Origin of the sequence: Dyella ginsengisoli (assembly GCF_044904665.1) — a bacterium.
GTDB classification, from domain to species: Bacteria; Pseudomonadota; Gammaproteobacteria; order Xanthomonadales; family Rhodanobacteraceae; genus Dyella_A; species Dyella_A ginsengisoli.
The window spans coordinates 1-10,104 of record NZ_JADIKM010000009.1; the positions used below are offsets into that span (position 1 = coordinate 1).

At 62.0% G+C, this 10,104-nt stretch carries 9 protein-coding genes and 6 pseudogenes; 7 read left to right on the forward strand and 8 right to left on the reverse strand.

Features of this window, described 5'->3' with window-relative positions:
• A pseudogene (locus tag ISP17_RS19365) lies at nt 1-78 on the reverse strand (IS6 family transposase); the annotation flags it as partial.
• 132 nt (nt 79-210) lie between these two features.
• On the opposite strand from ISP17_RS19365, the gene ISP17_RS19370 reads away from it, so the two are divergent.
• Entirely contained in the window at nt 211-651 is a 441-nt protein-coding gene (locus ISP17_RS19370) for a carboxymuconolactone decarboxylase family protein (RefSeq protein WP_008786759.1), read from the forward strand.
• Between the two features lie 131 nt (nt 652-782).
• Here ISP17_RS19370 and ISP17_RS19375 read toward each other — a convergent pair whose 3' ends face one another.
• Nucleotides 783-1,814, reverse strand: coding sequence for an IS3 family transposase (locus ISP17_RS19375; RefSeq protein ID WP_011347539.1), 1,032 nt, complete (start codon nt 1,812-1,814; stop codon nt 783-785).
• Nucleotides 1,781-1,933, reverse strand: a pseudogene (locus ISP17_RS19380) (transposase); the annotation flags it as partial. The gene ISP17_RS19375 and the pseudogene ISP17_RS19380, both read right to left, overlap by 34 nt.
• Here ISP17_RS19380 and ISP17_RS19385 point away from each other — a divergent pair.
• Together ISP17_RS19385 and ISP17_RS19390 are read left to right on the forward strand one after the other, a co-directional pair.
• A complete protein-coding gene (locus ISP17_RS19385) occupies nt 1,899-2,915 on the forward strand; it encodes an MFS transporter (protein ID WP_011347538.1) in 1,017 nt (338 codons plus the stop codon). The pseudogene ISP17_RS19380 and the gene ISP17_RS19385 overlap by 35 nt on opposite strands.
• 212 nt (nt 2,916-3,127) lie before the next feature.
• Nucleotides 3,128-3,409: pseudogene (locus tag ISP17_RS19390) on the forward strand (Tn3 family transposase); the annotation flags it as partial.
• Here the strand turns inward: ISP17_RS19390 and ISP17_RS19395 are convergent.
• Together ISP17_RS19395 and ISP17_RS19400 are read right to left on the reverse strand one after the other, a co-directional pair.
• A pseudogene (locus ISP17_RS19395) lies at nt 3,406-3,720 on the reverse strand (cytochrome P460 family protein); the annotation flags it as partial. The pseudogenes ISP17_RS19390 and ISP17_RS19395 overlap by 4 nt on opposite strands.
• 116 nt (nt 3,721-3,836) lie before the next feature.
• Nucleotides 3,837-4,370 carry a carboxymuconolactone decarboxylase family protein gene (locus ISP17_RS19400; RefSeq protein ID WP_032437899.1) on the reverse strand — a complete coding sequence of 178 codons (534 nt, stop codon included), beginning with the start codon at nt 4,368-4,370 and terminating at the stop codon, nt 3,837-3,839.
• A 117-nt stretch (nt 4,371-4,487) separates the two neighbouring features.
• Between ISP17_RS19400 and ISP17_RS19405 the strand changes: the two genes are divergently transcribed.
• Entirely contained in the window at nt 4,488-5,330 is an 843-nt protein-coding gene (locus tag ISP17_RS19405) for a helix-turn-helix transcriptional regulator (RefSeq protein ID WP_003830784.1), read from the forward strand.
• Between the two features lie 248 nt (nt 5,331-5,578).
• Here ISP17_RS19405 and ISP17_RS19410 read toward each other — a convergent pair whose 3' ends face one another.
• Both ISP17_RS19410 and ISP17_RS19415 read right to left on the reverse strand, forming a co-directional pair.
• The gene (locus ISP17_RS19410) at nt 5,579-6,580 is read right to left on the reverse strand and encodes a DNA cytosine methyltransferase (RefSeq protein WP_011347534.1); all 1,002 of its coding nucleotides are present in this window, start codon (nt 6,578-6,580) and stop codon (nt 5,579-5,581) included.
• On the reverse strand, nt 6,573-6,785 hold the full coding sequence (locus ISP17_RS19415) for a hypothetical protein (protein WP_041855125.1): 213 nt from the start codon (nt 6,783-6,785) through the stop codon (nt 6,573-6,575). The genes ISP17_RS19410 and ISP17_RS19415 overlap by 8 nt, the downstream gene beginning before the upstream one ends.
• Nucleotides 6,786-7,014: 229 nt before the next feature.
• On the opposite strand from ISP17_RS19415, the gene ISP17_RS19420 reads away from it, so the two are divergent.
• The 3 genes and pseudogenes from ISP17_RS19420 to ISP17_RS19550 all read left to right on the forward strand — a co-directional run.
• Nucleotides 7,015-8,697 (forward strand): Mu transposase C-terminal domain-containing protein, encoded by a 1,683-nt coding sequence (locus ISP17_RS19420; RefSeq protein WP_072255600.1) that lies wholly within the window; start codon nt 7,015-7,017, stop codon nt 8,695-8,697.
• 2 nt (nt 8,698-8,699) lie between these two features.
• Nucleotides 8,700-9,608, forward strand: a complete 909-nt coding sequence (locus ISP17_RS19425) for a TniB family NTP-binding protein (RefSeq protein WP_000393453.1) — start codon at nt 8,700-8,702, stop codon at nt 9,606-9,608.
• Between the two features lie 71 nt (nt 9,609-9,679).
• Nucleotides 9,680-9,880, forward strand: a pseudogene (locus ISP17_RS19550) (hypothetical protein); the annotation flags it as partial.
• A gap of 140 nt (nt 9,881-10,020) precedes the next feature.
• Here the strand turns inward: ISP17_RS19550 and ISP17_RS19435 are convergent.
• Nucleotides 10,021-10,104 (reverse strand): annotated as a pseudogene (locus ISP17_RS19435) (IS6 family transposase); the annotation flags it as partial.

A 10,104-nucleotide genomic window follows, 5' to 3' on the forward strand; every position in this document is an offset into this window, starting at 1 on the left:
GATCGGATAGCGACAATACCAGCGCACCGCCCACAGGATCACATCACCCTGGAAATGGCGCCACTTGAAATCCGTCATCGTTCCGTCCGTCCAATCTCCGCCAAGCATGCTCAAGCTTCACGATTTTTGCAACAGAGCCCTTGACTGCACTGCACTGTGCAATGTATGTTTTGGAGACTGCACGGTGCAGTGCAAACGAGGAGATAGGGCATGTCAGTCGTAAATTCCAGCGTCGCTTTGCCTGCTGAGGTCTCAAAGGACCGTTTCGCCAGGGGATCTGCTACATTCGCCGCAGTCACCGGCATTCCCACGGAGGCATACCTTGATGGATTTAAGGATAGCTCGCCTGATTTTGGTCGCTATGTGATTGAGTGGGTCTTCGGCGATGTATACAGCCGCACCGATTTGGATTTGAAAACCCGGGAACTCGTTATCATCGCAGCCGGCGCGGCGTTGGGCGCAACGGGAATTGATGTCATCAAATTTCATGTCCCCACTGCGGTACGCGCGGGTGCAACCCGAGACCAGATTTTCGGCGTTCTTACCCAGGTAGCGATTGTTGCAGGTGTTCCCACAGCAATCGCCGCAATTTCGGCGGCGGCACAAGTCTTGGGGCCACACTCTCAGGTCGCTGATGGTGCCAAGGCATGAATATCAGGTCCGAGGATCAGCTCAGCGGATTAGCGATAAGCCTAATGGCTGTCGCGTCCGCATTGACTGTGGCAAACGTGTACTTCAACCAGTCCATGTTGCCCGTGACGTGCTCCCCTGATTGTTACCAGTCAGAGGTAGAGTCCGGCTCCTACATGATGGTTAGTTGAGGTGATGGCAACCTGTCTGGGGGCATGCTCCCAGACAGGTTTACCGGCTTTCTCGGCGGGGGTTCTCCCGCCCAATTTCGAGTGCGGCCTTACGTGGTTGTAGTCATGCCGCCAGGCATCAAGCACGAACCGGGCATGCGGCAGCGACGTGAACAGCGTCTCGTTGAGGCATTCGTCGCGCAAGCGCCCGTTGAAGCTCTCGACGAAGCCGTTCTGCATTGGCTTGCCCGGGGCGATGTAGTGCCACTCGACCCGCCGCTCCTGCGACCAACGCAGGATGGCCGACGAGGTCAGCTCGGTGCCGTTGTCGCTGACAACTGTATGCGGCTTGCCGCGCATGCCGATCAGCCGCGTCAGCTCCCGCGCGACCCGCACGCCCGAGAGCGACGTGTCCGCCACCAGCGCCAGGCATTCCCGCGTGTAGTCGTCGACCACGCACAGGATGCGGAACCGCCGGCTGCAGGTCAGGGTATCGGAGACGAAGTCGAGCGACCAGCGCTGGTTCGGTCCATCCGGCAGCACCATCGGTGCCCTAGTGCCCAAGGCGCGCTTGCGGCCACCGCGGCGGCGTACCCGCAGGTTCTCTTCGCGATATACCCGCAACAGCTTCTTGTGGTTGGGCGTAATGCCCTCGCGCGCCAGCAGATAGCCCAGACGCCGATAGCCGAACCGGCGACGCTCCGCCGCCAGTTCGCGAAGACGCTGCCGCAGCGGACCATCGTCCGGCCGCGACGATCGATACCGGATCACCCGCCGGCTCACACCGACCAGGTTGCACGCCCGACGCTCGCTCAGCCCGTGGTGTTCACGAGCATGAGCGACGGCTTCCCGCTTAGCGCCGGGCGTTACCATTTTTTTGTGGCTAGATCCTTCAGCACCACGTTGTCCAGCATCGCCTCGGCCAGCAGCTTCTTCAGCTTCGCGTTCTCGTCCTCGAGTGCGCGCAGTCGCCGTGCCTCGGACACCTCCAGGCCGCCATACTTCGACTTCCATTTGTAGAACGTCGCCGAGCTGATCCCATGGCGGCGGCACACGTCCGCCGTCGCCATCCCAGCCTCCTGCTCCTTCAAGATCGCAATGATCTGCTCTTCGCTGAACCTGCTCCGCTTCATATCCGTCCGACTCCTTCGCGTCGGACTCTACTCAAAATCGGTCACATTTCAGGGGAGCACGTCACCCGCCATAGCGGCAGAATTTGGAACCAGTCCTCAAGAAGCGGGATCAATTGCGACGGTTTCTCAGCTTGGTTACGCGCTGGGCATCGTTCTAGTTGTTCCTCTCGGGGATCGAAATGAACCACGGTCGCTGGTTAGGTACCTCCTGGCTGGTGTCGCGCTAGCCCTCTTTGCCGCTTCGTTCTCACCCTCTCTTGGTGTCCTGGCCACTCTGAGCTTCGTGATCTGTATGGGTACATGTGTACCCCAAATCGTGTTACCGCTTGCAGCCGGTCTTACCCGGCCTGAGAGACGAGGACGAGTAATAGCAGCGGTACAGACCGGTCTCGTACTCGGCATCCTATTTTCCCGAATGCTCGCTGGCATAGGCGCCAATTCGCTGAGATGGCGGAACGTATACCTCATCGCTTCAATCCTAATGGTGATATCAGCGGTTATCCTTCCGGTTATATTACCCCGACGAAGGTCAGCAATTAAACCTATTCCTTATCTTTCACTTATTTCGTCGCTCTTGCACTTGTTCGGTAGAGAAAGAGACCTCCGCCTTTCTTGTCTTTTGGGTGCCGTCGTTTTTGCCGCGTTTTCGGCATTCTGGACGACAATCAGCTTCAAACTAGCGCAGGCCCCCTTCAACTTCGACTTAGCAGAAACCGGTCTGTTTGCGCTTTGGGGCGGCATTGGCGGCCTAGCCTCCCTTTTGGCAGGCGGACTTATAGATCGGTTTGGCTATGATAGGGTGAATGCATTCTCGATAGCGTTGACTGCATTCTCATTCATCATCGTATTAGCTCTTCGCGACAGTTATATCGCCTTGGTCGTCGGAGCTAATCTTGTAAGCTTCTCTCTTTCGACCGGTCAGATCGCAAATCAAGCCCGAATTTTGGGGTTTGGGGAGCAACGGAACAGAAAGTGCACTTAAGCCCAGCGCCTGCCCGCAAACCCTTGTGGCGTCTGGTTAGTTCGGGAAAACCATCCTTTTGTCGAACCCTGGCAGGCACTGACGCCAGGCCGTCCAAACGCATGAAAAGCAGTGCAGAAAAGTCGTTCAGTAAAACAAAGTCTGGATAACCGCCCCTATTTTCGGCAGCGGTGAACTCTAGCTAAGCCTTACGTTGGTTTTTGGTTCCACTGCTCCCCAAACCCCAAGCTCATCATGCGCTGAAGCGGGCAATCAGCTTCCACCGCCGCGGTGAAATCCGCGACCGTTCCGCCGAAGGCCAGCATTACCGCATCGCCGGCATGAATCTGCTCGCCGCCATCATCATCTTCTGGAACACCATGAAGCTCGGCGAGGTCGTTGCAAACCAGAAACGCGATGGAAAGCTGCTATCGCCCGATCTCTTGGCCCATGTTTCGCCGCTCGGATGGGAACACATCAATCTCACCGGAGAATATCGCTGGCCAAAGCCTTAGCGTAGGATTCCGCCCCCTCCCGCAAACGACCCCTTGGCCGCCGGCACATGGCAGCCCATGCAGTCGGCTTCGTAGCTGACGGCGACATTCTTGGCGGGGGCGTCGGCCTTGAACAGCGCCCAGCCCCAGCCGTCGCCCCACAAGGGGTTGCTGGCGAAACGGCCTTTGGCGTCCTTGACCATCACGAACCACACGGCCGCATCGGAACCCCAGACCACAGGGTTGCCAGTGGTCATGGCGCTGGTTTCGAGCTTGCGGATCTCTTTCACCAGCGTGGCGCCGTCCAAGAACTTGCCGGTCTTGCGGTAGTGCTCGGCCGAGGCCTTTAGTCGCCGGCCGTGACGGCCAGTGGCAGGACGAGGGCGCTGGCGAGCAGAGCGCCGGTGAGTGCGATTTTCATCGTGTTCTCCTTATATGCCTATGGAGATCAGACGGCGACCACGGGGAAATCCACCGTGGGGTCGGCGATGTGGTTGGTGTAGTTGGTGAGCGTGTTCAGCGCGACGTTGGCGATCACTTCCAGTATCAGGCCGTCGTCGAGCCCCGCGCGGCGGTAGTTGGCCATGGCGTCGGCCGACACCACGCCGCGTTGCTCGACCAGCGCGCGGGCAAAGCCGGCGATTGCATCGTCAAGTGCGTTGGCCGCCTGGCCGGTGCGGGCCGCGGCGATGGCCTCTGCCGACAGTCCGGCACCTTTGCCGATCAGGGTGTGTGCGCTCAGGCAATACTGGCAGCGATTGGCTTGACCGGCAGCGAGCGCAACGATCTCGCGCTGGGAGGCATTCAGGCGGCCGGTGCCCAGCGTTTCGGACAAGCCGAGGTAGCCATTGAGCGCCGCCGGCGCGTGGGCCAGCGTGGCGAACAGGTTCGGCACCATGCCAAGCTTGGCTTTGACGGCCTTGAGTGTGGCAGCGGTAGCGGCGTCAGCGGTGTCGATGGTCAGGGGGGCGATTTGGGTCATGTCTATCTCCGTAGTGGGTGAGGTGCAAGAGCACGTGGGCATGATCGCCCTTTGTTTGGTACGATATGGCACGTAAAGTATCAAATACGTAACCTATCGTCTTATATGGAGAGTGGAATGGCGGATCGACTGGCCGGCTTGCTCCGGCACTACTCGCTTTCGGCGCGCGTTTTTCACAGCGGCGCCTTCTGTGGGCAGCATCATTACGCGGCGCCGCATGGCTATATCCATCTGGTGCGGCGCGGCCCGATTACGGCGCGTTCGCCCGTGCATGAAGATCTGCTGGTTACCGAGCCGAGCCTGCTGTTTTATCCGCGCGTGGCGTCGCATCGTTTTGTCGCCGCCCCCGGCGATACCGCTGAGCAGTTGTGTGCGGAGGTCGACCTGGGCGCTTCGACGGGCAATCCGTTGGCCATGGCCTTGCCGTCGATGCTGCTGATTCCGTTGGCGGACTTGCCCGGCCTCGGGCCGACGCTAGAGTTGCTGTTTGCCGAAGCCGAGCGCGACCAGTGCGGTCGGCAGGCCGCCATCGACCGCTTGTGCGAGTTGCTACTGATCCAGTTGCTGCGTTATCTGATGGATGGGCGGCTTGGCGCCACCGGACTGCTGGCGGGCCTGGCCGACCCGAAACTCGCGCGCGCCATAACCGCCATGCACGATGCGCCGCAGACCGCGTGGTCGCTCGAGGCGCTGGCGGCGAAGGCGGGCATGTCACGCGCGCGCTTCGCCGCCGCGTTCAAGGACGCGGTGGGCGTCACGCCGGGCGACTATCTGGCCGACTGGCGGATGAACGTCAGTTGCACCCTGCTCAAGCAGGGGCGGCCGGTGGCGGTGGTGGCCGACCGCGTCGGCTACGGCAGCCCGAACGCTCTGGCGCGCGCCTTCCGCGTGCGCATGGGCTGCGCCCCGCGCGACTGGCTGGCGCAGCAGCGCGGTGACGCGGCGCTCAGCGGTTCGTGAGTTTGAGTTCGATTCGCCGGTTCTTGGCGTAGGCGGCGCCGGTGTTGCGCTCGTCGAGCGGGTGAAATTCGCATCACGCCGGAACAACTGGCGGAACTCCAGGTGGCGATCCGTCAACGGCTGGTCAGTCTGTTCGTGCGGCGCGGCCGGCTGGACAAGGCTGAGTCAGTGGCGCAGGTAGCTGGATGACGCTGTCCCGCCCTGAGCCGACGCTCACAGGCGGGGATTTCCAGTGTCGTCATTGTCGGCTATTGGCCGGCAGCAGCCCGTCGTTGCCTGATGGATCCAACCCCTCCGCTGCTATAGTGCAGTCGGCTTCTGACGTTCAGTGCAGCCGTCTTCTGAAAACGACACGTGCGCAGGCAACCGGCCACGTCATCGAAACGGATTTCGGCGCGTTGCACCTTCTCGCCGTGCGGGCCATCGGCGCGGGTGCGCTTGTAGATCGTGCCGACCTGGCGGCCACCGGCTTTCTTGGCGGCTTCAACTTTCGCCAGGTTTAGCGGGTTCATCATGCCGAGCAGCTTCTTTGTTTCGGCGGCCGTGTGCCAGGTGACGCCGTGCGGCTTATCTTCCACCAGGTCGGCAAAGATCGACGTGCGGGCCGGAGGCGCCGGCAGGCGCCACCATTCCCAAGAGCTTTGCGCACGCTTCGAGAGCTTGCCGTAAGCCTCGACCAGCGCGGACGGATGCCATTCCCCTTCCGGGCCGCTGGCGACCAGGGCGCGAGGAATTGGCGAGGATTTGCGCACGCCGATGATGAACAGCCGTGGCCGCGACTGCGGCAGGAAATGAACGGCGTTAATGACCACGGCACCGAACCGATAGCCGTTGTTCGACAGGGCCGAGCTGATCGCGGCAAAGTCTTTGCCATCGTGCGAGCTAAGGGCGCCGCATACGTTTTCCAGCACCACCAGGCGCGGCGCTCGATCTTCATCCCCCAGGGCTTTGATGAGCTGCCAGAACGGCCAGAAAGTGCCGGAGCGGTCGCCTTTGAGGCCAGCACCGGCACCGGCTAGGGAAAGGTCTTGGCAAGGGAACGAGGCCCAAGCCAGGTCAGCGCCGGCCGGTAGGTCGGCCGTAGTCAGTGCGGCCACGTCGCCGACGCGCAGATGATCGGTGCCCCAATTCGCGGCGTAGCTGGCCGCCTTCTTTGGGTCGAAGTCATTGGCGAGCAGGCATTGCCAGTCGGGGCCAAGGCCAGCGCGGGCCATGCCGCCACCGGCGAAAAATTCATAAAAATTAGCCATTGGCTCCCCCTGCACCTTGCGGGTGCGATGACGAAGCGAGACGCCCCAGGCGTTCCGTCACGGCTTCGGTAATCCAAGTGTTGCGCGATACGCTGCCGGCCCGGCGCGAGCATTCGGCATCAATGGCTTTCAGCACCTCGGGAGTGAGGCGCAGATTGATACGTTCCAGCGCACTAGAGCGCGAATCTTTGCGGTCGGCTTTCATGGGCGCCATTGTGGCGCCATCGTGGCTCAAGGCCAAGGAATTTATTGTAAACGTCGCATAAGTCCTAAGTTGTGCGACAGCTTGCCGCTGTCGTTTTCAGAAGACGACCGCACCATCTGACTGGATGTAACGCCTGGTGTGCATACGGCTCCTGACAGCCCAATATCAGGAGTCGTCTGCACCAATCTCGACTATGCTCAATACTCGTGTGCACCAAAGCGAGATGAGCATGGCGACCGATACCGCACCGATTACCGAGCACGGCGTGGCCACCCTGCCAGAACAGGCATGGGAGCGTGCGCGTCGTCGCGCGGAGATCATTGGGCCGTTGGCGCAGTCGGAGACGGTTGGGCATGAAGCGGCCGACGCGGCAGCCCAGGCATTGGGGCTGTCCCGGCGGCAGGTCTACGTCCTGATCCGCCGTGCCCGGCTAGGATCGGGGCTGGTCACTGACTTGGCTCTTGGGCAGTCGAGCGGTGGCAAAGGTAAAGGCCGCTTGCCGGAGTCGGTCGAACGAATCATCCGCGAGTTACTGCAAAAGCGCTTCCTGACCAAGCAGAAGCGTAGCTTGGCGGCGTTCCACCGCGAAGTTGTGCGGGCGTGCAAGCTGCAAAAGCTGCGGGTGCCGGCGCGCAACACGGTGGCTCTGCGGATCGCCGGCCTCGATCCGCGCGAGGTCACTCACCGCCGGGAAGGACAAGATGCCGCCCGCGACCTGCAAGGTGTTGGTGGTGTTCCGCCACCCGTCTCCGCGCCGCTGGAGCAGGTGCAGATCGACCACACAGTCATCGACCTGATCGTGGTGGACGAGCGCGACCGGCAACCGATTGGCCGTCCGTATCTGACCATCGCCATCGACGTGTTTACCCGCTGCGTGCTCGGCATGGTCGTCACGCTGGAAGCGCCGTCATCTGTTTCGGTCGGCCTGTGCCTTGTGCATGTCGCCTGCGACAAGCGTCCCTGGCTGGAGGGTCTGAACATAGAAATGGAGTGGCCGATGAGCGGCAAGCCCAGGCTGCTCTACCTGGACAACGCGGCCGAGTTCAAGAGCGAAGCGCTACGCCGAGGCTGCGAGCAGCATGGCATCCGGCTTGACTATCGCCCGCTCGGGCAGCCGCACTACGGCGGCATCGTGGAACGGATCATCGGCACGGCGATGCAGATGATCCACGACGAATTGCCAGGGACGACCTTCTCCAACCCTGACCAGCGCGGCGACTACGATTCCGAAAACAAGGCCGCCCTGACGCTGCGTGAGCTGGAGCGCTGGCTCACATTGGCGGTCGGCACCTACCACGGCTCCGTGCACAACGGCCTGCTCCAGCCGCCGGCAGCGCGCTGGGCCGAAGCTATCGCGCGGACCGGCGTGCCAACCGTCATCACTCGCACCACGGCTTTTCTGGTCGATTTTCTGCCCATCATCCGCCGCACGCTGACCCGCACCGGCTTCGTCATCGACCACATCCATTACTACGCCGATGCGCTCAAGCCGTGGATAGCTCGGCGCGACCGCTTGCCTGCGTTCCTGATCCGGCGCGACCCGCGCGACATCAGCCGCATTTGGGTGCTGGAGCCGGAGGGGCAGCACTATCTGGAAATTCCATACCGCACCTTGTCGCACCCGGCTGTCACCCTCTGGGAACAACGACAGGCGCTGGCGAAATTGCGGCAGCAAGGGCGCGAACAGGTGGATGAGTCGGCGCTGTTTCGCATGATCGGCCAGATGCGCGAAATCGTGTCCACCGCGCAGAAAGCTACGCGCAAGGCGCGGCGCGACGCGGATCGACGCCAGCATCTCAAGGCAACGGCAGTTCTTTTCAAAACCACGCCACCACCGGACGCGGACATGGCTGACCCGCAGGCAGACAACCAGCCACCTGCCAAACCGTTCGACCAGATTGAGGAGTGGTAGCCGTGGAAGAATATCCCATCATCGACTTGTCCCACCTGATGCCGGTGGCCCAGGGCTTGGCCCGTCTTCCGGCGGACGAACGCATCCATCGCCTTCGCGCTGACCGCTGGATCGGCTATCCGCGAGCAGTCGAGGCGCTGAATCGGCTGGAAGCCCTGTATGCGTGGCCGAACAAACAACGCATGCCCAACCTGCTGTTGGTCGGTCCAACCAACAACGGCAAGTCGATGATCGTCGAGAAATTCCGCCGCACCCACCCGGCCAGCTCCGACGCCGACCAGGAGCACATTCCGGTACTGGTCGTGCAGATGCCATCCGAACCGTCGGTAATCCGCTTCTACGTCGCGCTACTTGCCGCGATGGGCGCGCCATTGCGCCCGCGCCCACGGCTGCCGGAAATGGAGCAATTGGCGCTGGCACTGCTACGCAAGGTCGGCGTGCGCATGCTGGTGATCGACGAATTGCACAACGTCCTGGCCGGCAACAGCGTCAACCGCCGGGAATTCCTCAACCTGCTGCGTTTCCTCGGCAACGAGCTGCGCATCCCGCTGGTCGGGGTCGGCACACGCGATGCCTACTTGGCGATCCGCTCGGACGACCAGTTGGAAAACCGCTTCGAGCCGATGATGCTGCCGGTGTGGGAGGCCAACGACGATTGCTGCTCACTGCTGGCCAGCTTCGCGGCTTCGCTCCCGCTGCGGCGACCCTCGTCGATTGCCACGCTGGATATGGCCCGCTACCTGCTCACGCGCAGCGAGGGCACCATCGGCGAGCTGGCGCACCTGTTGATGGCGGCGGCCGTCGCTGCCGTGGAGAGCGGTGAGGAAGCGATCAACCATCGCACGCTCAGCATGGCCGATTACACCGGTCCCAGCGAGCGGCGGCGGCAATTCGAGCGGGAACTGATGTGAAGCCAGCGCCACACTGGCCACTGCATCCGGCTCCCAGGGAAGGCGAAGCCTTGTCTTCGTGGCTCAACCGCGTGGCCCTTTGCTATCACATGGAGGTGTCCGAGCTGCTGGAGCACGATCTTGGTCACGGCCAGGTTGATGACCTGGACACCGCGCCACCACTGGCGCTGCTGGCGATGCTCTCCCAGCGGAGCGGCATCGAGCCGGACCGGCTGCGTTGCATGAGTTTCGCCGGCTGGGTGCCTTGGCTACTGGACAGCCTTGATGATCAGATTCCAGACGCATTGGAAACCTATGCGTTCCAGCTCTCGGTGCTGCTGCCGAAACTCCGCCGTAGGACGCGATCCATCACGAGCTGGGCTCTGTTGCAAAGATTGGCGGCAGTCAGAGGTAGGCTGTCGCTCTGCGCCGATCAGGCGGCTGCTGCGAAATGGTGGTTGAGCATGCCCATGGCCTCCGTCAGCGCCGAGGGCCCAATGCCAAAAGCTCTCTCCAC